The organism is Stenotrophomonas sp. GD03930 (genome assembly GCF_029839665.1).
Classification (GTDB): domain Bacteria; phylum Pseudomonadota; class Gammaproteobacteria; order Xanthomonadales; family Xanthomonadaceae; genus Stenotrophomonas; species Stenotrophomonas forensis.
The window spans coordinates 147133-165453 of sequence record NZ_JAOCAV010000004.1 but is presented as its reverse complement, the minus strand read 5'-3'; the positions used below and the strand labels follow the sequence as shown (position 1 = coordinate 165453).

Sequence of the window (18321 nt, the reverse complement as noted above, 5' to 3'; positions counted from 1 at the left end):
TTTTTCAGCTGCTTTTGCTCTGCCCACGGGATGATCCACAGACACAAAAAAGCAGCCATAGCCGCTTTCTTCGTCCCCCTGATTGTGAGGGTCAGTAGATCTTTCCGTTCTTGCTCATCCCCAAGTTCCGCACCGCTACCCTGGCGGCTTTGCGGTCCTCCGCGTGCTCGTCCACCGGCGAGCTCACGATCAACAGCGTCTTGTCCTGGATGAGCGACGCCGCCGCGTAGTCGGCCAACGCCACCATAGCGGTGGTCAACGCAACTTCACTGCCGGCGTCTTCCGAATCGTCAAAGCCAAACAGCTTGGCGATGTTCTCGCGGAGCTTCGGCGGGATCGTCACCATGGCCCGGTGGTGGCGCAGCCCGTCTTCCCGACGGCGGTAGTCGTGGAGGGTGACCGATCGGGGCATGACCATGTGAACCCGCTTGCCTCCCACGCTTCCCGCCTTCTGGCTGTCGTCGTAGTCAAAATAAGACTTGCGCTCCGGGTAGTCGCCCGGCCCCAGCAACAGGTGCTCCGGGATGCGGGCGATCGGAAGGCTTGCCGCTTTGCTGGCCCTGCGGGCCTTGGCATGGGTCACGTCCTTGACGTCATCCAAGGTGCGCTTGACGGCCTTCTTCGTGGCAGCCTTCTTGGCAGGAGCTTTGCGAGTGGCCATGGGTAGGTCTGGGAGGGAAACCAAGGGAAGCTCAATCATGCCGCAGCCCTCCGGCCTGCACCAGCGGTCAAGGTATCGCGAACGCGGACCGCCAGGGCGTGGATCTCCTCCTGGGCAACCCGGGCCCAGCGGCCGTTGGCATCGAACACGGTCTTTCCCTCCTCGTAGCAGTCCGCAAACAACGCTCGGTCCCGCACCAGGACGGCACCCGACATCTTAGGGTGCTCCAGGCGGCGTCGATGGGCTGCCCGCTTCTCGTTGGCCCGGTTGGCGATGGGCAGGTAACGCTTTCCCTTCTTTTCAAGAACATCCACGGTTCGCAGGAAGATGAGAAAGCTGGCCCCATCGAGCAACGTGGGCACCAGGTAGAGATCGGCCTCGGGGATCACTTCGTTGTCCGGCAGACGCGGCGGGGTGTCGGTGATCTCCACGTCGAAGCCAGGGGAGCGCGATCGCCCGACACTGAACGGTGTTTCGTCCGACAGTGAGGCAAACGCGCAGGCCCCGCCTTGGGGGTCCCGGTCATTGACCAGCACACGCAGGCTGGGGTCACGGGCATAGCACCCGGCTAGATTCAGGGCCAGCGTCGTGCGGCCGACGCCACCCTTGAGTGAGAAGTTGCACAGTCGCATAGGACATCCTTTCGTGAGTAGATAGGGGTTCCTGTCGAATCTAACCCGACGCTGCCATTGCGCAACTGTATGTTTTTGCAACCCTTTCGGGCCGTTCAGCCCTTGGATTCTTTTCTATCCTTCCGACAAGGCGGCTGGACGACGGCAGTCCCACCGCAGCGTGTGGGCGGTGTTTGACGCCGAGCAATGCAGATCGAACGGCTGAGAGGCCATCCATGCTTTGACAGACGGTGGCGCAGCGCCATGCAGTGCTTCGATGATCGTCCAGCGTTGTTTTGCCGGACCGAACTCCGCGAACACGTCCGCTCCGGCTTCAGCCAGCATTCCAGCCATCTTGTCGTAGCACTGCCGCTTGGCCGGGTCATCCTGGTTCACGTGCCACGCCATGCAAGCGACGTGGAAAGCGGTGATTCCGTTGGGCCCCACCGGGTGGTCCAAGGACGGGAAAGCCGTCAGGCCCCTCCACGCCTTCAGACGTGCCTCGCGGATGGCCGCAATGGTTCTCTTCAAAGCCTGTGTGTTGCGGTGCTCGATGGCATCCAGAAGCCGCTGAGCACGCCGGTCGGTGGTCATTTCCATTTCAGCTCCTTGCGCAGCTGGCGCTCGAAGTGGCGTTGCTCGCGCGCCAGGCGGGCTTGCCGGCGAAGCTTGCCTTCGGGCAGGAACGCGGGAACCGTGGGAGGGATGTGCGCGAAAGGAAGGCCAGCGATGGGGCGGGCCTCGCGGATGGGGTTTTCAATCATGGCGGCGATCTCTTGGGTTGTTTGAATTTCTTTCGTGAGTAGGTCACCCCACTCCATTAACCCCATGCAACCAGACCACTACGCAATGTCAAGTTGAAAAACCCATCTTTTTTAGACTAAAAACAGGGACTTGCGGAATCCAAGGTGCATCGCATGCTGAATGCATGACGCACACGATCCGCCCCCGCTGCTCGCCCACCCTCACCCGCCTGTCCAAAGGCGTGCGCAGCGCGTTGGGCTTCACCCTCACCGAGGCCTTGCTGGCGCTGGGCGTTGTGACCGCCGCCACGGGCGCGATGTTCCTGTTCTTCGGGCAGGTCGATGCAAAGGCCAAGCTGGCCAGCGAAACGCGCAACCTGCGTGAGTTGTCCCGACGTATCGAGAGCAGTTTTGGGATGGTGGGGACGTTCCGCGGGGTGAGCACCACGGCCGTGGTGGTCGATGGGTTGGCCCCTGATTCCCAGCTCGGCGTCGGGGAAAGCATCTTGACCAACGCGTGGGGCGGCGCGGTGAACGTCCAGCCCTACACCGTCGAACGCTTCGGGGATTCGTTCTCCGTCAGCTACGCCGGCCTTCCTCGCCAAGCGTGCGTGGACCTGGTCGCGGCCAACGCGGGCGGGGTGTGGGACGCGCAGGTGTCGGACGTGTCGGTGATTCGAAACACCGGCGGCCAGCTCGACGTCGGATTGCTGAGCCGCACGTGTGCGGACAAATCACGCGTCGTGTTCGTTTACCACAGCGGATTGTTGGGAGGCGAGTGGACCGGGGCGCCGCTGGTGTTGCCACCCGCCACGCCCTCGGTCACCCCGCCCGTTTCTCCGCCGGTGGGAACCCCGGTGGGGCCCGTAGGACCAGTCGCGCCTTCCACGCCGGTGTCGCCCCCAACCGCGCCGCCACCAAGCGTGCCTCCCACGACGCCCCCACTGGTCACGCCACCCGCTCCCCCGGTGAGCGTGACGCCTCCGGCTCCGCCCACTTCACCGCCGGTCACGCCGCCGCCGATCAGCACCACGACGCCGTGCCAGGAGTGGAGCGAGAACCGAACGATCAACTGCCCAACGGGTCAGGTGGGCCAGGTGTTCCAGAACCGCCGTCACCACTGTGGACCCGACCCGAGTGTTTACGAGGCGTGGGCTGGGTCCACGACGGCCGGCAGTTGGACCAAGACCAGCAGCACCTGCACGCCGTGCCCGGCTCCCGAGACGCGCAACGTGGGATGCCCTGCCGGTCAGTTCGGCGCGATTGGGCAGCAGCGCACCTTCACGTGCACGGGCACCGGTTCGTGGAACGCCTGGACGCAAACCAATACCACCTGCGCGGCTTGCCCGGCGACTTTCCCACAAGCGGAAACCCAGTGGGTCACCACGGCGGCCGCTTGCCCGGCGGGCCAGAGTGGATCGCACACGTGGCAGGCCGAGCAGCGGCGGACGAGGATCGGCTCTTACAACTGCCCGGCCACCACGTGGTCGCTGCCGACGCCAACGTTCACCACTTGGACAAATTGGGCGGAGACTGGGGTTCGTCGCAACGAGGCCAATACATGCACCCCCAACGCACCACCTCCGACGTTTCCCGAATACACCGGGCGATCTTGGCATTCGTGGGGAGACGGAGGGCACTACGGCTGGGCGATCTTCTGCAACGCTCCCCGGACGCTGGCCGAGCTTCAAGCCACCTCGTTGGCATGCACTTGGCAATACGAAACGAACGACACCCCCACGTTTACGCCAGAGCCACCTGGCGTGACCCGCCCAACACCGGCTTTGGAAGCCTGTGTCTACGCGCTACGCGCCAACTTAACTCCGATGCCAGGTTACGGCTTCGTCAACCACCCAGGCACCGCGGTTTGGCCGGCGGCTTGCTCGTGCAGCGTCGTGGGTCCAGGCGCACGGTTCTACTGGCAAGACCTGGGAGCGAGCGACTGGGTGGGCTTTGAATTCAAATGCCCCTGACGGCAAAGAAGGCGGGGGGCATCCCTCACGTTCGAAGTAGCAAAGCTTCGGATCTCCAAAACCGACCGGAGGCAATGCCCTCGCACCAAGCGTGCTTTTCAGAAGGCAGGTGGCTTGGCCACCTGCGGCGGCTTCTGGGCTCTTCGCTGTTGTGCCTCGAAATCAAACCCCAGCCAAGGTTTTCCACATCGCCTTGCCCTGGGCTTCGTGAACCGATGCGTATTGCTGTGGATCCCAGCTGGTCCCGGTCAGCAGCAGCCCCAGCTCTGCCACGATGGCCTGACAGCGATCGCCAAAAGCCAAGACCTCATTGAAGGTCAACCCAAGCGTGTTGATGTCAAACGCGCCCGGCTCCTCGTCCAGCTTGCGCATTTCCAGGTGGGCGTGGTGCTTGTCCCGTAGGGTCTTGATTTTCGCTCCCACGGGATCAGCCGAAAGGATCACCATTTCATTGGAGACCTTTTCCCAGCCACTATCGAAGCGCGAGTAATTCTCGTCCCGATCACTCTGCCTGAACTGTTGTAGGAAAAAGGCAGACTGTTCCGGCGGCAGATCACTGATAGGCTCGTCGTCGAAGTGGTCGAACATTCGACCGTAGGCTTCTCGGTAGTGCCTCTTGATCGCGGGATCTGCCTGGAGCTTGCGCCAAAGGTTCGTCAGGCTTCCGGACCGCCAATGGTTGTCGAGGAAAAGCCGTGACTGATCGCGCACCAGGTCTTGTCCAAGAAGCGGCGCCAGGTGGTTCCAGGCATTGGCGCCCGGGGTCTTGTCCAGCTTGGCTTTAAGCCCCGCTTGAATCTTGGGGTCTTGAATGAGTGGGGACAGAATGTGCCGGCGCTCGTCGAGGATGTGGCACTCCTGCGTGAGCACCCGAACGAATCCATCGATTTGGCGAATACGTTGTTCCAGTTCCTCAGGCTTCATTCTTGCTCCGCCTCCAGCGGCACCTGCTGAAACCTCACCTGCAGCCGCTTGATGAGCGCTCGGGTTTCCTTGTTGGGCGCACGCGTGCACACCAGCACCGCCTCCCCGTTGGGCACGTGGCGGATCGCCTTCTGCTCGGCCCGGAGAACGGCGCGGTATTTCACCGCTTGGTAGACGCCTCGCTGGAGCTCGTCCTCCGAGCACTTGCTGGTTTTAACTTCCACCGCCAGGCGATGTCTTCCGTTATCGAAATGCGCGTCCAGTCGGTCACCCGAGCTCAACAACTTCTCGTTGCTCCCTGTGGGGAAGCTCCCAAAGTCCACGAACTCTTCGGGATGGCTGGCCACCCACGCCTTCAACGCTTTGTGCTCATCGCTTTCTGGCCTGCCACCCTCCTGGACTTTAGGAAGGGGAAGAGGCGCATCCGCTGCCACCTCTTCAACCGCCCCGGCGGACGGGGTCAGCATGGTGGCTCCCAGAGCGCGGGCGACCCGGTCCCAATTGGGATAGGTAAAAACGTCTTCCATCGCCTCTCGCAAGTGCGCGCGGCGCTCTTCCTCGGTGTCCAGCTTCTTCCCCGCAAAGTAAGCTGGCGAGATGGTGATCGCCCCCTCGCCAGGGTGTTTCGTGTTCTTGTTGACGACGATTGCGTGGAGGGGCGGGATGGGTTCCTTCCACTGCTCGCTGAGCCACTGCAGGGCCTGGGCCACTCCCCCGGCGACGGTGCCGTAGAGGTCTTTGCGGGGTTTGATCTCGTGTCCGAAGGTGTCGTGCAGCTCTTGGGCCAGGTCGCTGTAGGAATGAGCTTCGCCCTCCTGCGCCCACCGGATGAGGATGGGCAGCGCGTCCGGGATAACCCGGCTCCGCCAAGGTGTGCGTGCAAACTCCACCTTCGACCAATCGAACTTTTCCATCCCCTACTCCTCCCTTGTCGTCCCGCCATGGTAGCGGCGGGACCAGCACGGGAAAACGATGAGGACCGGTGTCCCGGCCCCCTTCTCAATCCTCGTCGGGCAGCATGATGGTGACCACCGGCTCCAGGGCGTCCCCGGGCCCGCACAGGGCCTTCAACGTGACAAGGCGATGGGTCGACCGCGTCAGGCCAGACCCGGCCTCCGGGTGGGCTTCGTTCGACAACCAGTCGCCAGCATCGGGCAGAGCCACGTGGAGTTGGAACTGGAGCTCCGAACCGTTGCCCTGTTGCCGCTTGATGGCGACGTGGAGCATGAAAAGCACATCCCAGAGCCGGCCGTCCACCGACTGGCCGCGCAGTTCCAACCCTCTGGGCACTTCGACGTAGCGCTTCCACGCAGCACGGGTGATGGCCACGGGCAACTTGAAGCCGGCTTCCTTAGCCACGTCGGACACGTCCACCAAGACGCCGTCCTCGATCGCCTGGGCGCGGGTGTAGGAATGGATAAGGTCGAATTCGTCAAACATGGAGCGCACCTCGCTGATGAGTAATGGCCCGGTCCAGGGCATCCGGTCCGGACGTCCTGGAATGGAAAACCCACCGCCCCACCGCTCGGCGCGGTCAAGGGAGGAAATGGAAGGGCTGGCGCGGCCCGCAGCGAAGCGAGGACACGGGCCCTGGAATGGCCCTTGACCGGAGAAGCCGGGCGTTGGGGCCGCGCGCAGCGCACAGGGCTTGAATGAGGTGCCGCGGGCGGCGCACCGATTCGGCGTTGAACTTGGGAAGGCCGTCAGGCCTGGGCGCAGGCCAGAGGGACCCGGTCCATCCAGGCGCTCTGTCCTGCCGATGCTTGGGCGGTGAGCGGGCCAAGGCCCTGGACAAACGTCAGGCGTGCAAGCTCGACGTCGCTCTGGGGCCAGTAAGGACCATCCGGCGAGAACACGAAGTGGTCCCCTTGAAGGGCCCCACAGGTGGCGCAGTGATGGGCCAGGTAGGTTTGCCCTGACGTTCGAGTAGTGGCGAAACGAAGCCAGGGCGCGTGGCCCGCCACGAAAGCGGCAGTGTCCTCGTCCAAACGCTCGATGTAGCGCGACACGGCACCCTCCCCCTGATCCACCAGGCCCTCGTCGTCGTGCTCCTCGAACGAGGGCACCCAGATCGCGGCGGTGGGCGTCGGCGCGTGGCAGAAATAGCACTCGGTGTGGCCGAACAGCAGGCCGTAGGCCGGGGCTTGAAGGGTGGATGGAGCGGCAGCGTGGGTCATGAAACCATTTTGCCCTGCCAGGGTGTCAGCCGGTGAGACCAGCACGCGTTGAATCATGGGTGTTTCGGAGCGTGCCCCGCTGTGAACCCAGCCACGCCATTTGCTTGTATTCGTCTTTGCTGAGCAACTTGGACACCCCCGTCCACTGCACCAGGTGGTAGTGCGCGATCGTTCGCGGGTAGCGCTGAATCCCCTCGTGCAACAGCTTTGGCAGGTAACACAAAGAGCCATCGCGGCGCTCGTATGCGTAATAGCGGTGGCGGGCGGCACGCGGACTCATGGCGTTTCCCTCAGTGCGCCCAGAGGGCGCAGTCGATGCAGCTTTCGAGGCGCTGGGCCAACCAGACGCTAAACGGAAGGGCGATGGGGGCAGCGATGGCGAGAAGAGAAAGGGTCATGTCGGCGGTTCCAGTCGGTGGAAAGCACTGCGCCTCCCATACATTCAAGGTAGATCGCCTCATGAAAATGTCCATTGCTGCAATGGATCTTTTCAAGACTAAAATCAAATAATGCGCATTTTCACGCAAATATTCCTAACACCGAATCCGCGCCGGAGGCGTTGCTGCTTTTCTTCCATCGAGTGCTTTTCAGATCGCCGGGCGCGAAGCGGCCGGTGGCGCTGTTGTGCAGTTGCTCTTGCTTAAAGACGCGGTCGGATTATCGCCGGCGTGTCGGCCACGGTCTCCAGCCTGTCCTGCAACAGGTCCTGCCGCAGTTCGGCTTCCACTTTCGCCACCACCTCTGGCATTGCATCGCGCAATGTGCCCGTCCGCCAGAACGGGCTGGCGCGGTGTGCGTTGCCTCCAAGCCTCATCAGCAGCCGCGCCGTCTGTTCCATGCGCCCCCCGCTCCAGCGAAACCTTGCTGGACTGGCAGTCCGACGCGAGCTTTTCCAGCGGCCTCTCGCTCCAGTAGTTGCACGCGTGCGGCTCCGCTCCGGCTTCGATCAAGGCCTCAACGATGCGCGGCCATGCCAGCGCTGAGTGGATGGCCGGACCTTCGTTCTCCCGCCAAGCATTGGGATTGGCACCCTCCCGTAGGGCCTGCAGCACGCCCACCAGGTTTCCCTCGATACAGGCGCGGATCAGTTCCGCACTAGGACTGCCGGGCGGTGGCGGGGTGCGATCAATGACGACCATGGTGCTTCCTCAACGTGCCACGGATGATCTGACGCAACACTTCGCCGCGGGTATGACCCAACGACAACGCCAGAACACTAACGCCTTCGACGACGTGGAGCGGAGCCACCATCTCGGGCAGCCGATCCGTCTTGCTGTCGCCCATTCGCTTGCTGGACAGCGGAAAGGGCTGGCGAAGGTAGAGCGCTAGGATTTGCCGCACGGCCTCATTGAATGGGATTCCGTGATGGCTGGCCAACCGGCGGATTTCGTCGGCATCGCGCGCGTTGACGAAGGACGTCGGCAGGCGTCCCATGGGGTTGTCTAGGCAGGGGTTGCGAAGAGAAAGCATGAGCAGTTCCTAGGGTCGATTACAAACGCAGGCGCTGCCTGGGAGCTTCCATCGCCGCGACCGGTGCCTCATTGGACATCTCTTGCCCCGGGCTCCACATCTGGCCACCAATGACCATTCGAAGCCCGTCAGCCTTGGCTCCTTCCGCAGCTCGCGTTTGTTGTGAGAACAATGGCCCTTGGGGCAAGATCTTCTCGAGGTCTTTTTGCCGAAGAAAGGAGCGGACAGCCCTAGCAGCCACCGAGTGCCTAGAGCGTTCAGCGGCCTGGGCCGGAGTTTCATTCCAGCGACCGTAATAACCTTCGCTGCCACTATCCACCTCACTACCCCGGTGATAAACGGGAACAATGTTCACTTCTACTGACGTCGTTGCATCAGCGCCGTGCTCAAGTAGCAGATTGCAAACAGCAGTTTTTCCGCTAATCGCGGCACAAAACAACGGGGTTGCCTCCCTTGCCTCCAGTCTCCCTACGTAGCCAACATCGTCTCCCGTATACCCAACGCTTTCGCGGGCCTCAGTGGCCGGATTGGGCCCATAGAACTCAAAGAAGCCGGAGCGCAAAGGGTCAGCCCCATACTCAAGTAGAATTAGGCACATGGCTTCATTCCCCGCCAATGCCGCCTTCATCAAGGGTGTGCCCTCGCAAGTGCGGCTTGCGTCATAACGATTTGGATCTGCGCCATATTCCAGGAACAACCTTACGCACCCCAGGTTCCCCTGCTCGACTGCCATATACAAAGGGGTTGGCCAAGAAAAGCAGTATTTCGCTCCGCTGTTGGTATCTTTCGCTCCGCTGTTGGTGTCTGGGTTTATGCCGTGTTCCATTAGCACCTTACAGGCCCTTACCACTTCCTCCGGAGTCGCATCGATAAAGTCAGTGCTGAGCCATTGTTGAAGGGAATTCCGTCCTAGCCCATCGAGCTCCATTGGATCCCATCCATCCATCAAGTCTGCCCTGAAGTTCTCCTCAAGTGTCCACTCTTCTTCTGATTTTTCGATTTGATGATTCATGTCCAGGCCCTTGAGTATCGGCTGGCAGCAATGCCCTCCCATGACTTCAAGATAGATCGCCATGCGATTTTGTCCATGCGATTAACGGATCTTTTCTTGACTAAAGTTAAAAAATGCGATTTTCGGAAGCAAACATTCCAAACAACGTTTCTCGCGCCGAAGGCGTCACACGCCATTCTTCCATCGCCGCTTTTACAGAAGCCGGCGCGAAGCGACCGGCGGTGGCTCTGGGCTTTGTTCTTTGAAAAAAAAGGCCCCCTCGCGGGGGCCCCAAAGAACATGGACTGATCTTACAGGCTGGTGGAGCGCCAGAGCTTGCCTGCGATGCCACCCACGATCAGCGCCACGGGCATAAGCGCCGTCAGAACCATCGGGGGCACACAGGTGAAGAAGTTTCGCTCACCCTCCTCCAACCCCGGGTAGAGCAGGCCCACGGCAACGCTGGCCAGCTGCAGGGCAACGACGAAGAGCAAGCCCACCAGGGCTCCCTTTCCAAAGCCACCTTTACCCGGCGAAACCGGGAGCCCGCTGGCCCTTGCCGCGCGCACGCGGGCCGCGCGCCAGTTCAACACGTAGAGCAGGAGCAGCAAGAGCAGCACGGCTGTCCCACCAGCGACTGCCAGGCCGGCCTGCCAGCCGTAGCCCACGTTCTGGCCGATCTCTTGGGCCCCGGCAAGAAACAGCAGGCCTGCACCACCGAGGATGACGGTGGCCGGTGCCAGCAAGCCCCACTGCATGTGACCGCCGGGGGTGTGGTGAGCGTTGTAAGACATGGGACCTCCTTGAAGTGGTGTTCCCTCAATGCATAGCGCGATTCCGCGCCTTGGCAAGGTCAGCCCTTCTTCTGGGCTCCGACCGGCACCCAGCCGGTGGGCTGCTTCTCAAAGACGAAGTCGTAAGCCGACGGCACGGGAACGGGATCGGGCTTCAACTGCTGCCCGCCCTGGAACCCGACCACGTCCAGCGTTCCACCGGTCACGCACGTGGCCCGCTGGGGACTACTGGAGGTGCAATCCGCGGTGAGGTCTTTCCAACCCCGAACCTCGATTCGTTGGCCCATTTCGCTGGAAAGGTTGGCGTTGACATGCGCCTCGTAAGCGTGGGCGACTTGTTCGATGGTGGGCAAATCCGCCTTGCTGCTGCAGGCGGCCAACCCTGCGGTGATCAGGGCGAGGGAAACGAGGGTTGCTTTCATGCCGGAGCTCCTTGCGTATGGGTTAAATCAACGTCGATGGTTTCGTCGCGGTATCCGAGCCGAACCCTCTCTATCGTCACGTCCATTTTTGGCACCGTGCCCTCCACCCAGACCCGGTTGACGGAGAACACCACCAGATCGTCTCGGTAGCTGCGACCTTGTCGTGCGAGATTGGCGGCCTCTTGGGTGTCCATTCGGACCAGCAGGTGGAAGCGGCCGGCGTTGGGTGGGCTGCCCCCCCCCGTGGAGGTGCGGTGAACCCACGGCACAAAGCCCTTGCCGGTGACGCTTTGTCCCGCCGCGGACACCTGAGGCATCGGGATGAACCCTTCCAGCACGCCACGGTCGGCCCGATAGGTGACATCGCCCAGGGCTTGGAACGTGGGACGAAGGGCGAACCGCCGGATGCCCTTGAAGCGCTGCAGGCGCGCGTCGAAAGCCGGCCCATAACGGCGCTCGATGGCGGCCGGATCATTGCCCGAGACGCCGTTGGCGCCCTGGGCCTTCGTGTCCATCAGCCACCACTGCCTCAGGCACCATTGGCGTTTGTCGGCGTCGATGCGATAGGTCGAATGGGCCATGGCGAGCAACTGCATGTCGCAGGTGTCCACGCCCCCACCCCCGACAGCCGTCACCCCGGCCCGCAGGTGCTGAATCCCTTCCAAGCCATCCTGGTCCAGATCCCAGTAAGTCCCGGCCGGCTCGAGGTAAGGGCTCCGCGTCCTATCGCCGACCACCTTGGGCGAGCCTTGGATGGCTCGGCCGATCTGGCGAAGCAGATCCGATCCGGCCCCCGATTGCGCCTGCGCTCCAGCCGCCGCAGTCAGGGCAAACGCCCCGGTCAGCACGGCCCTTCTAACTCCCTTCATGGAACCCCCTGTTCCCACCGATTGATTTGGGACCTTGCAGCCAACTTACGTGCCACGTAGAGTCTACCCGGGGCGTAGCCTCTGGGTCATCCTGTCCGCATGCCTGCATTGCATCCGTTCAGCCAGTGACCTCTGCCCCGCCCGCTCCCCGAGCCGTGGTGGCCGCGCGTTTGCGCCAAGCCCGCGTCCTGCGGGGCCTTAGCCAACGCGAGGTCGGAGTGCGGATGGGGATGGACAAGGACGCAGCGTCGGCCCGCATCTCTCGGTATGAATCCGAGGGCATGTCGATCAGCCTGGAAGCCCTCTTCGAGCTGGCCCAGGCCTTGGAAGTGCCCCCGGCCTATCTCTTGGCGACCAGCCCGGCGATGGCCGATGCGATCTTGGCTTTGGGGGAGCAGAGCGCGGCTCAGCAGGAACGTTTTGCCGAACTGCTGGGCGCTTTGGGTGAGCTGCCGTCGAAGAAGCGCAACGCACTCATCGAACAAGTGTTGTCGCCCACCAAGGACTAGGACATCGGCGAACAAGGACGAATCGACCCCATGTGGACATGGATCACCCACCTCTGCCGCCGCAATAGGACGGAGCCCACCCGGTCCGCCATTGCCATGGCCGCGCTGATCGAACTGAACATGCTGGAGCTCAACGCAGCGGAGGCCCGCAACCGCGTTGAACTGGACCCACCGGGGCATGAAGCAGCACTTCTTGAGAGATTCAAGGCATCGGCCCAGCTGATCCTCAACGAAAAGCCTCCATTCGACGCCGCAGACTCAACCTGGGAATCCCTTGGACAGAAGGCACGCCGCCTAAACCGAGGATTCGCAGACCTCCGATTGCAACTCTCCCTGCCAGCGATCGTTGGTGGGGATACAGAGCGGCGCGACAATACGCGTCCGGTCCTTTAAGGCGGCCAGGCCAGCTCTTCCATGCGGGCTTTCCTCCGTTGCATGTAGTGCAACATCCCGCTGGCGCACTGCTCAACAACGGGGCTTTCCTCAAAGGCCCCAACCCCAACCGCCGTCAGTGCTGCAATGACGCACAAGTTGGTGGTGGCCACCGCGTTGACGGTGGTCTGAAACAGAATGGCCGCCGGCACGTGCGCTCCGATCTGTCCATTGGGATCTTGATACATCACGCGAATGGCCTTCCCGCCATGGACCAGCCCGCAAAGAGGGTCCCACGAATTGGTCACCGTCCGAGCCAGCTTCTGAGGCTCATCGTCCTGCCCGATGCGTGCAATGGCCTGCTCCACGTCCGCGGCCAGGTCTTTGAGGGCAATAGCCACCCACTTTCCTTTCTCGTTTTTCCTTCGAGGGCCCCGATCTTCCTGGAGAAAGTCCGCCAGCTGTTCGTCGTCGGCAAGGAACTGGACAAACACCGCGCGCAGGAATTGCTCAATCTGGGAGCGGTGCATTGCCAAGGCCACCGCTGGAAGATCGATGGGATGGGTTTCCAACAGGAACAGCAACGCACGCCCGTAGTCCATCGAGGCCCTCAACAGTTGGAAAGCCACCCGGTGACGCTCGCTGCCGGCGGGAACAGTGATGCGGGCCATGCAGGACATGTTCGATTCCAGGCTGGCCTTGGCCTCTCTGGCCTCCTGTGCGATGTCCAACGCCGTGGGCTGCCGCGTGGCAGCACGCGGCTCCAGCGCATCGCGGATCGCATCCTTCAACGAATTGTGCGTCATATCCTTTGCCCTTCATTCGCGTATTTCAAAAGATGCCTCAGAGCTGCGGCACGATCTTCCCAGCAATCTACGTTCCAAGATGGATGGTAGACCCAAGTCATCCACGCCCCCCGTTGCCATAATCGAGAGACCATACGTGGCGCTCCTCCAGATAGCGCCGCCTCCTGCCCTCTGAGTTCGCATGGCGAGCATGGAAGGTAGGCTGGTCCGACCGCTTCCCGTGATCGAACATTCGCCAAGCGGTGCGGCCGAGCACCAGGATCACCTCTGGCCGGAGCAGAGGGAGGATCACCTCTACCAACCACTTCCCGCCTTGACTGAAGTCGGTTCCTGACGGGCGGTGTCCAGCTCTCGTGCCGGCAAAGCGCTGGGACAAGTTGCAAAATGCAACGTGCTGCCAGGCGTGGGCGGCATCCACAACATTTGGGCTGCTTTGATCAGTCAGCAGGCGATCCAGCTCATCAAAGAACTTGCCACCGCCTTTCCTGTTGCAAGTCTGCATGTCGCCAAACGTTTCACGGGTGAAAGGACGAGTGACGACGGGATCGTCGGTCCACCCAGCCTCCCGGTAGTGGGACTCGCCCAGTAGCAAGACGCGGCGCCCTTCAACTCCCTTCCAGTAGCCGCGGCCGACGTAGGGCACGAAGGCCACCTCAGCCGGCCACGCTTCCATGTTCAACTCAGCCGGATCATCCATGCCATTGACCTTCGTATGATGGTGTCAGGCTACTCCACACCGTGCTGCCATGCAGCTATTGCACGCCATCCCATGCCATCCCATTTTTCCGCCACATTTAGCCGACAGAAAGCTCTTGCATACCGCTCGCACGTGCTTTAACTGTATGGGCCTTCAAGGATCATGCGGAGGCCCCATGACAACTCACCACGGCTGGCAGGCGTGCCGCGCATGCCATGCACCAGGACTTGATGTGCGTGTAGAGGGAGGCTGGCACCTCCGTGCCAATCCCGGCTACTGGGGAACCAGCGTCCCTAAAACCTTGGTCCTGGGGTTTTCCAAGGGGGCCACCCAAATTGCCGCCGCCCAACACGGGAGCTTCGATGGGGTCGCATTCGCGGGTGCTATGCGCCCTCGCCTCGCAGCCGTGTTGCACGAGCTTGGGATCGATCTGGGTGGGCAAACGATCAACGACGCCCTGACCGCCGAAAGCCGCCACATGGGCGCCGCCTCCTTGGTGCGCTGCGGGTTGTCGGTGATGGACAACGGCAAGCTGGTCAGCAGTGGCACCATCATGCCCAAGGCCATTCGTTCGTCGTTGCCTTTGGAAGCCATGAAAACATGCGTGGCACGCCACCTGGACCCGTTGCCTGACAGTGTGGAGCGCGTGGTCTTGTTGGGGACCACCGATGCCTACATGAAGGGGGTCAAGGCGCTCATGCGCCAGCAATTCAACGACTTCCGAGAAATCAACGAGGTAGCCTTCAGCGCCCAACGCCGGACATGGGTGTTTGCGTCGCACCCCAGCCCGGCCAACGGGACCTTTCAAGCCTGGATCGACGGTGACACCGCCACCGAACCGGGCCGCAAGAAGCAGCTGGCGCGCCAAGCGTTGGGTCACAAGGCCCCAGCGCAGCCCCTCTCAGCTCCGCCTCGCCCGGCACCGGCACCGGCACCGGCACCGGCACCGATCCAGCGTGCCACGCCGCCTGACCCGATTTCACCAGCTAGGGCGTCCAACGGCGACCGTTTTGCCCGAGCCTTCCACCTGGTTCGCCACGATGGAAGGGTGATCGTCCCGGTGCGGATGAGGGACCGAGACACGGGAAACGTGGCGTTCCGGGTGGCCAAAATGGGCAACACCAAGGATGGCCAGCGCGAGATCCACGACGAAGCTGAGCTGTTGCGCTTGTGCGAGAGCGGGCAATACCAAGTGCGCGCCCAACCGTTGGACAAGTCCACACCGGCCAACTTTATTCGGCCGCTGCGAAACCACCGGATCGTGAAGACCCCTGCCCGTTGATCGCCGCACGGCGCGCCAATCCCTCACAAAGCAACAAGCGAACCATCTCGCTGACATGCAGCCCCTCCCGGGCTGCCGCCTGTTCCAGCCGGTCTTTCAGCTCCTGTGGCACGCGAACGGCCATCTGCACGTAAGGTGGCCGGCTCACGTGGACAGCCTCGCCAGGGTGAGCACCCACGCCAGCACTAGCCCAGCCAGGATTTGGGCACGCAAGCGGTAACGCACACGAAGCGCCCCGCTGGCGTGCCGTGCATTGACCCAGAAGATGCCAGCCAGGCCCAACACGGTGGCCAGGAACGCTGCAGCCAGGACGGCGGCCAACACCGCGCCCACGGTGGTCATGCCAGCGCCCCTGCCATGGTGGCCAGGACGAACCACTGTCCAGCGATGAGGCCGTAGCCGATGAGCAATCCCTCCAAGCCCGCCCAGCGTTGGCCGGGGGTGCGCAGCAGCGCCGCGCTGTCGTTGAGCAAGGACCACCCGGAGAGGATGGACAGCCACTCAAAATCAATGGTCATAGCGGTCATAGATCGAGCCCTCCCCTCCAGCGGAATTGATGGTGGAGGGCAACATGACCTCCTCGTTTTTCACGCGTCCGAACACGCTGGCAAACACGTCCATCAGCGAGGTGCTTTGGGCCGCGTCCCGTTCGGCCTGGCGCGCATACTCGTCCAACCCAGACGGGACAACCTGGCGTGCGCCGTTGACGGCGCCGCGCAACCCGCTGGCGTTGGGCATGCTCGCCCCAAAGGTGCGGTTCCACGTGTCGGAAAACCGGTCCAAGCCGTCCATGCCCATAAACAGCAATCGCGCCAGCACCAGGACAACCACGGCGTTGACGACAAGCCGCGTCGTCAGTCTGAATCCAATGAACATCTTCCCCCCTTTCGTTTCGTTGGTCGGTGTCAGACGCACGCATCGCGAACGCCATACGTTTGGGATACACCGGCACGCGAAACCCACAAGGGGGTTATTTTGACTAAAGCTAAAAATTGGGAGAAAAGCCCAATCACGCTGCAGGCGCGGCTGCACTTGCCCGTCAGCCGGCGCTCGACTGGGGCATTGCGTTGAACGGTCCGAGTGACCAAATTGGCAGGGCTAAATCGGGCCCAAGTCTTTGACCACCGCCTGGCCAGGCTTCAAAAAGCCCAATAGCAACCGTCCGCCGGCGACGGTCCGCCCCATGCTGGCGTTGAGGTATCGAGCCTGGAGCTGCGCTGCCACCAGCAGGTCCTGGGTGGCCATGCTGGCGATCGCCGGGCTCACGGCCTGCTGCTGTACAGTTCACACGCAGATGCATGGTTGTTCGATCAAGGCTTGCAAGCCAGTGGAGCTGGGGCTGAAGTTCATGGAAAGCTTGCCGATAAACCTGTAACAAGGTAAATGAGGCGAGAAGCCAAGCGAAGCGATGGCGCGTTTCAGATCGGGGGTTGCTTTGAGCGTTCGAGAAAATCGGCTTCGCTACGTCTTGACCGTAATAGGAGCCACGGCGGTGTGCGTCTTGGCGATGCTCGCGGTCGCCCAAGCCATCCTCTACGTGCGTGACAAGGAAGGGGCGGAGGCAGTGGCGGAAGCCGCGGTGACGCGCTCGGAGGCTTTATCCCTTGCAAGGCGCGTCGCGGCCGAACAAGCCTCTCGCATTGGACAGCCGCCTTGCTCCGCCACCGACATTGACTCACTGAAAGAGATCGCGTTCCGCTCCAGCTACATGAACGACATCGGTCGCATCCGAGACGGACGCCTTGTCTGCAGCGCTCTCTGGGGGCGCTCGCGCCCCTACACCCTCCCCGCCCCACGCTTCTCCAGCGGCGCTGTCCGGCTTTGGCACGCATCGGATCTCGTTGGCTCCCCCTACACCGGGTCCAATCTGATCGCCCAAGGCGACACATTCACCGTGTCCTCCCCGTCTGCCTTCGAGAGCTTGGACCCTGCGCGCAGCAGCTCCATCAGCATCGAAACGAAGGACCGATCGTTTACATTCCGCACCTTGTCCCCGACCAGCCGCGTCGGCACCCCGTCTCTCGTCCAAGCTCAACATTGCAGCCGGGTGGCCGACGTTTGCGCGTTCGTTACCAGCCCTAGGCACGTGGTGTCCGACCTGCCCTCGGCGTTGCTCACCACCATCCTGTCAGCGGGTGCCTCGGTAGGGCTTTTGCTCGCGTTCTTGCTGATCAAACACCAAATCACGGCTCGGCAAACCATCCAGCAACGGTTGGTGCTTGCACTGAAGCGCAGCGAGATCGAACTGGCCTACCAGCCACTGCGTCGAATTGGCACGCGGGAGCTCGTGGGATTTGAAGCGCTCAGCCGCTGGCGCCCGCCGGGAGACGATGAAATCCCGCCGGCCATCTTCGTGCCCATCGCCCACCGATTCGGCCTGAGTCCTGATCTTTTTCGATACGTGCTGGCCCGTGCCATGAATGATCTCGCCCCCGCGCTGAGGGAGCATAGGAACCTCTACGTAAGCATCAATGCCGAGCCCGTGGACATGGCCCAAGAGTGCGTCGTTCGCTACATCGGCAGCGTCACCAACGATTTTGGCGTGTTGCCAGAGCAAATTCGCATCGAGATCACCGAGCGGGAAGAACTCGTGTCCGCTGCCGCAAAGAGCAACATGCAGGCCCTCTCAGTTCTGGGATACCGGTTCTTGATCGACGACTTCGGGACCGGCAGCGCCAACTTCTCCCGCCTCGCCCAATCGCCGTTTCGAGGAATCAAGATCGATCGCATGTTCGTGGCCGCTATCAACGAGGACTCCCCCCTGCGGCCCGTTTTGCCAGGGATGTATCGCATCGCACGTGAGCTTGGGCTGGATGTCATCGCAGAAGGCGTCGAATCAGAGGCGCAAGATTTGCTGCTCTACCGGATTGCTCCAGAGGCTATTGGCCAAGGGTGGCACTATGGCTGCCCTCTCTCAACCAAAGACGCGCTTGCCGCCATCCAAGTTGGGTAGCCCTCGCGCACGGGTCGACCCGAGCGCGTTCACTGGCGCTTGACGTTCGCCCTAGCAAGATGTCCGT

General features: G+C 62.2%; 26 protein-coding genes. 5 read left to right on the top strand and 21 right to left on the bottom strand.

Going from position 1 to position 18321, the window contains the following annotated elements; genetic code table 11:
* Positions 1–91: 91 nt before the first annotated feature.
* The 4 genes from N5C18_RS19180 to N5C18_RS19165 all read right to left on the bottom strand — a co-directional run bounded on the left by N5C18_RS19180 (position 92) and on the right by N5C18_RS19165 (position 2093).
* Positions 92–700: a hypothetical protein gene (locus N5C18_RS19180; protein WP_099533682.1), complete on the bottom strand. Its 609-nt coding sequence runs from the start codon at positions 698–700 to the stop codon at positions 92–94.
* Positions 697–1293, bottom strand: a complete 597-nt coding sequence (locus N5C18_RS19175) for a ParA family protein (RefSeq protein WP_099533684.1) — start codon at positions 1291–1293, stop codon at positions 697–699. The genes N5C18_RS19180 and N5C18_RS19175 overlap by 4 nt, the downstream gene beginning before the upstream one ends.
* A gap of 114 nt (positions 1294–1407) precedes the next feature.
* Positions 1408–1872: a hypothetical protein gene (locus tag N5C18_RS19170; RefSeq protein ID WP_099533687.1), complete on the bottom strand. Its 465-nt coding sequence runs from the start codon at positions 1870–1872 to the stop codon at positions 1408–1410.
* Positions 1863–2093 carry a hypothetical protein gene (locus tag N5C18_RS19165; RefSeq protein WP_279945427.1) on the bottom strand — a complete coding sequence of 77 codons (231 nt, stop codon included), beginning with the start codon at positions 2091–2093 and terminating at the stop codon, positions 1863–1865. Before N5C18_RS19165 ends, N5C18_RS19170 begins: the two co-directional genes overlap by 10 nt.
* Positions 2094–2200: 107 nt before the next feature.
* On the opposite strand from N5C18_RS19165, the gene N5C18_RS19160 reads away from it, so the two are divergent.
* Positions 2201–3988, top strand: a complete 1788-nt coding sequence (locus N5C18_RS19160) for a type 4 pilus major pilin (RefSeq protein WP_279945426.1) — start codon at positions 2201–2203, stop codon at positions 3986–3988.
* 162 nt (positions 3989–4150) lie between these two features.
* Here N5C18_RS19160 and N5C18_RS19155 read toward each other — a convergent pair whose 3' ends face one another.
* The 11 genes from N5C18_RS19155 to N5C18_RS19105 all read right to left on the bottom strand — a co-directional run bounded on the left by N5C18_RS19155 (position 4151) and on the right by N5C18_RS19105 (position 11635).
* Complete coding sequence (locus tag N5C18_RS19155) at positions 4151–4912, bottom strand: hypothetical protein (RefSeq protein ID WP_251101734.1); 762 nt, start codon at positions 4910–4912, stop codon at positions 4151–4153.
* Positions 4909–5826, bottom strand: coding sequence for a hypothetical protein (locus tag N5C18_RS19150; protein WP_164078558.1), 918 nt, complete (start codon positions 5824–5826; stop codon positions 4909–4911). The genes N5C18_RS19155 and N5C18_RS19150 overlap by 4 nt, the downstream gene beginning before the upstream one ends.
* 85 nt (positions 5827–5911) lie before the next feature.
* On the bottom strand, positions 5912–6352 hold the full coding sequence (locus N5C18_RS19145) for a DUF6573 family protein (protein ID WP_239508858.1): 441 nt from the start codon (positions 6350–6352) through the stop codon (positions 5912–5914).
* Between the two features lie 263 nt (positions 6353–6615).
* Positions 6616–7146, bottom strand: a complete 531-nt coding sequence (locus tag N5C18_RS19140) for a hypothetical protein (RefSeq protein ID WP_279945425.1) — start codon at positions 7144–7146, stop codon at positions 6616–6618.
* Positions 7115–7369, bottom strand: coding sequence for a hypothetical protein (locus N5C18_RS19135; RefSeq protein WP_279945424.1), 255 nt, complete (start codon positions 7367–7369; stop codon positions 7115–7117). Before N5C18_RS19135 ends, N5C18_RS19140 begins: the two co-directional genes overlap by 32 nt.
* 360 nt (positions 7370–7729) lie before the next feature.
* Positions 7730–7927 carry a hypothetical protein gene (locus N5C18_RS19130; protein ID WP_251101730.1) on the bottom strand — a complete coding sequence of 66 codons (198 nt, stop codon included), beginning with the start codon at positions 7925–7927 and terminating at the stop codon, positions 7730–7732.
* Between the two features lie 287 nt (positions 7928–8214).
* Positions 8215–8523, bottom strand: coding sequence for a hypothetical protein (locus tag N5C18_RS19125; protein ID WP_251101729.1), 309 nt, complete (start codon positions 8521–8523; stop codon positions 8215–8217).
* A gap of 55 nt (positions 8524–8578) precedes the next feature.
* Positions 8579–9634, bottom strand: coding sequence for an ankyrin repeat domain-containing protein (locus N5C18_RS19120; protein WP_279945423.1), 1056 nt, complete (start codon positions 9632–9634; stop codon positions 8579–8581).
* A 227-nt stretch (positions 9635–9861) separates the two neighbouring features.
* Positions 9862–10344 (bottom strand): ABC transporter permease, encoded by a 483-nt coding sequence (locus tag N5C18_RS19115; RefSeq protein ID WP_279945422.1) that lies wholly within the window; start codon positions 10342–10344, stop codon positions 9862–9864.
* 59 nt (positions 10345–10403) lie between these two features.
* The gene (locus N5C18_RS19110) at positions 10404–10766 is read right to left on the bottom strand and encodes a hypothetical protein (protein ID WP_279945421.1); all 363 of its coding nucleotides are present in this window, start codon (positions 10764–10766) and stop codon (positions 10404–10406) included.
* On the bottom strand, positions 10763–11635 hold the full coding sequence (locus N5C18_RS19105) for a hypothetical protein (RefSeq protein ID WP_279945420.1): 873 nt from the start codon (positions 11633–11635) through the stop codon (positions 10763–10765). The genes N5C18_RS19110 and N5C18_RS19105 overlap by 4 nt, the downstream gene beginning before the upstream one ends.
* A 125-nt stretch (positions 11636–11760) precedes the next feature.
* Here N5C18_RS19105 and N5C18_RS19100 point away from each other — a divergent pair, with 125 nt between their 5' ends.
* Both N5C18_RS19100 and N5C18_RS19095 read left to right on the top strand, forming a co-directional pair.
* Positions 11761–12144, top strand: coding sequence for a helix-turn-helix transcriptional regulator (locus tag N5C18_RS19100; RefSeq protein ID WP_049402600.1), 384 nt, complete (start codon positions 11761–11763; stop codon positions 12142–12144).
* Positions 12145–12240: 96 nt separating this feature from the next.
* Positions 12241–12537, top strand: a complete 297-nt coding sequence (locus N5C18_RS19095) for a hypothetical protein (protein ID WP_139338755.1) — start codon at positions 12241–12243, stop codon at positions 12535–12537.
* Here N5C18_RS19095 and N5C18_RS19090 read toward each other — a convergent pair.
* Together N5C18_RS19090 and N5C18_RS19085 are read right to left on the bottom strand one after the other, a co-directional pair.
* Positions 12534–13322: a hypothetical protein gene (locus N5C18_RS19090; RefSeq protein ID WP_049429066.1), complete on the bottom strand. Its 789-nt coding sequence runs from the start codon at positions 13320–13322 to the stop codon at positions 12534–12536. The genes N5C18_RS19095 and N5C18_RS19090 overlap by 4 nt on opposite strands.
* A 97-nt stretch (positions 13323–13419) precedes the next feature.
* A complete protein-coding gene (locus N5C18_RS19085; RefSeq protein ID WP_223224643.1) occupies positions 13420–14019 on the bottom strand; it encodes a uracil-DNA glycosylase family protein in 600 nt (199 codons plus the stop codon).
* A 175-nt stretch (positions 14020–14194) separates the two neighbouring features.
* On the opposite strand from N5C18_RS19085, the gene N5C18_RS19080 reads away from it, so the two are divergent.
* On the top strand, positions 14195–15301 hold the full coding sequence (locus N5C18_RS19080) for a hypothetical protein (protein WP_139338754.1): 1107 nt from the start codon (positions 14195–14197) through the stop codon (positions 15299–15301).
* A 144-nt stretch (positions 15302–15445) separates the two neighbouring features.
* On the opposite strand, the gene N5C18_RS19075 is transcribed toward N5C18_RS19080, so the two are convergent.
* From N5C18_RS19075 to N5C18_RS19060, 4 genes are all read right to left on the bottom strand, one after another.
* Positions 15446–15643 carry a hypothetical protein gene (locus N5C18_RS19075; RefSeq protein WP_046272122.1) on the bottom strand — a complete coding sequence of 66 codons (198 nt, stop codon included), beginning with the start codon at positions 15641–15643 and terminating at the stop codon, positions 15446–15448.
* A complete protein-coding gene (locus N5C18_RS19070) occupies positions 15640–15819 on the bottom strand; it encodes a hypothetical protein (protein WP_046272123.1) in 180 nt (59 codons plus the stop codon). Before N5C18_RS19070 ends, N5C18_RS19075 begins: the two co-directional genes overlap by 4 nt.
* Positions 15809–16177, bottom strand: coding sequence for a hypothetical protein (locus tag N5C18_RS19065; RefSeq protein WP_046272124.1), 369 nt, complete (start codon positions 16175–16177; stop codon positions 15809–15811). The genes N5C18_RS19070 and N5C18_RS19065 overlap by 11 nt, the downstream gene beginning before the upstream one ends.
* A 222-nt stretch (positions 16178–16399) precedes the next feature.
* A complete protein-coding gene (locus tag N5C18_RS19060) occupies positions 16400–16567 on the bottom strand; it encodes a hypothetical protein (RefSeq protein ID WP_153643641.1) in 168 nt (55 codons plus the stop codon).
* A gap of 241 nt (positions 16568–16808) precedes the next feature.
* Between N5C18_RS19060 and N5C18_RS19055 the strand changes: the two genes are divergently transcribed.
* Entirely contained in the window at positions 16809–18254 is a 1446-nt protein-coding gene (locus N5C18_RS19055; RefSeq protein WP_279945480.1) for an EAL domain-containing protein, read from the top strand.
* The last annotated feature ends 67 nt before the right edge of the window (positions 18255–18321 follow it).

Coding starts and splice junctions, on each gene's coding strand:
- N5C18_RS19180 (WP_099533682.1), bottom strand. CDS start 700: ATGATTGAGCTTCCCTTGGTTTCCCTCCCAGACCTACCCATGGCCACT.
- N5C18_RS19175 (WP_099533684.1), bottom strand. CDS start 1,293: ATGCGACTGTGCAACTTCTCACTCAAGGGTGGCGTCGGCCGCACGACG.
- N5C18_RS19170 (WP_099533687.1), bottom strand. CDS start 1,872: ATGGAAATGACCACCGACCGGCGTGCTCAGCGGCTTCTGGATGCCATC.
- N5C18_RS19165 (WP_279945427.1), bottom strand. CDS start 2,093: ATGGAGTGGGGTGACCTACTCACGAAAGAAATTCAAACAACCCAAGAG.
- N5C18_RS19160 (WP_279945426.1), top strand. CDS start 2,201: ATGACGCACACGATCCGCCCCCGCTGCTCGCCCACCCTCACCCGCCTG.
- N5C18_RS19155 (WP_251101734.1), bottom strand. CDS start 4,912: ATGAAGCCTGAGGAACTGGAACAACGTATTCGCCAAATCGATGGATTC.
- N5C18_RS19150 (WP_164078558.1), bottom strand. CDS start 5,826: ATGGAAAAGTTCGATTGGTCGAAGGTGGAGTTTGCACGCACACCTTGG.
- N5C18_RS19145 (WP_239508858.1), bottom strand. CDS start 6,352: ATGTTTGACGAATTCGACCTTATCCATTCCTACACCCGCGCCCAGGCG.
- N5C18_RS19140 (WP_279945425.1), bottom strand. CDS start 7,146: ATGATTCAACGCGTGCTGGTCTCACCGGCTGACACCCTGGCAGGGCAA.
- N5C18_RS19135 (WP_279945424.1), bottom strand. CDS start 7,369: ATGAGTCCGCGTGCCGCCCGCCACCGCTATTACGCATACGAGCGCCGC.
- N5C18_RS19130 (WP_251101730.1), bottom strand. CDS start 7,927: ATGGAACAGACGGCGCGGCTGCTGATGAGGCTTGGAGGCAACGCACAC.
- N5C18_RS19125 (WP_251101729.1), bottom strand. CDS start 8,523: ATGGGACGCCTGCCGACGTCCTTCGTCAACGCGCGCGATGCCGACGAA.
- N5C18_RS19120 (WP_279945423.1), bottom strand. CDS start 9,634: ATGGCGATCTATCTTGAAGTCATGGGAGGGCATTGCTGCCAGCCGATA.
- N5C18_RS19115 (WP_279945422.1), bottom strand. CDS start 10,344: ATGTCTTACAACGCTCACCACACCCCCGGCGGTCACATGCAGTGGGGC.
- N5C18_RS19110 (WP_279945421.1), bottom strand. CDS start 10,766: ATGAAAGCAACCCTCGTTTCCCTCGCCCTGATCACCGCAGGGTTGGCC.
- N5C18_RS19105 (WP_279945420.1), bottom strand. CDS start 11,635: ATGAAGGGAGTTAGAAGGGCCGTGCTGACCGGGGCGTTTGCCCTGACT.
- N5C18_RS19095 (WP_139338755.1), top strand. CDS start 12,241: ATGGCCGCGCTGATCGAACTGAACATGCTGGAGCTCAACGCAGCGGAG.
- N5C18_RS19090 (WP_049429066.1), bottom strand. CDS start 13,322: ATGACGCACAATTCGTTGAAGGATGCGATCCGCGATGCGCTGGAGCCG.
- N5C18_RS19085 (WP_223224643.1), bottom strand. CDS start 14,019: ATGGATGATCCGGCTGAGTTGAACATGGAAGCGTGGCCGGCTGAGGTG.
- N5C18_RS19080 (WP_139338754.1), top strand. CDS start 14,195: ATGACAACTCACCACGGCTGGCAGGCGTGCCGCGCATGCCATGCACCA.
- N5C18_RS19075 (WP_046272122.1), bottom strand. CDS start 15,643: ATGACCACCGTGGGCGCGGTGTTGGCCGCCGTCCTGGCTGCAGCGTTC.
- N5C18_RS19070 (WP_046272123.1), bottom strand. CDS start 15,819: ATGACCATTGATTTTGAGTGGCTGTCCATCCTCTCCGGGTGGTCCTTG.
- N5C18_RS19065 (WP_046272124.1), bottom strand. CDS start 16,177: ATGTTCATTGGATTCAGACTGACGACGCGGCTTGTCGTCAACGCCGTG.
- N5C18_RS19055 (WP_279945480.1), top strand. CDS start 16,809: ATGCTCGCGGTCGCCCAAGCCATCCTCTACGTGCGTGACAAGGAAGGG.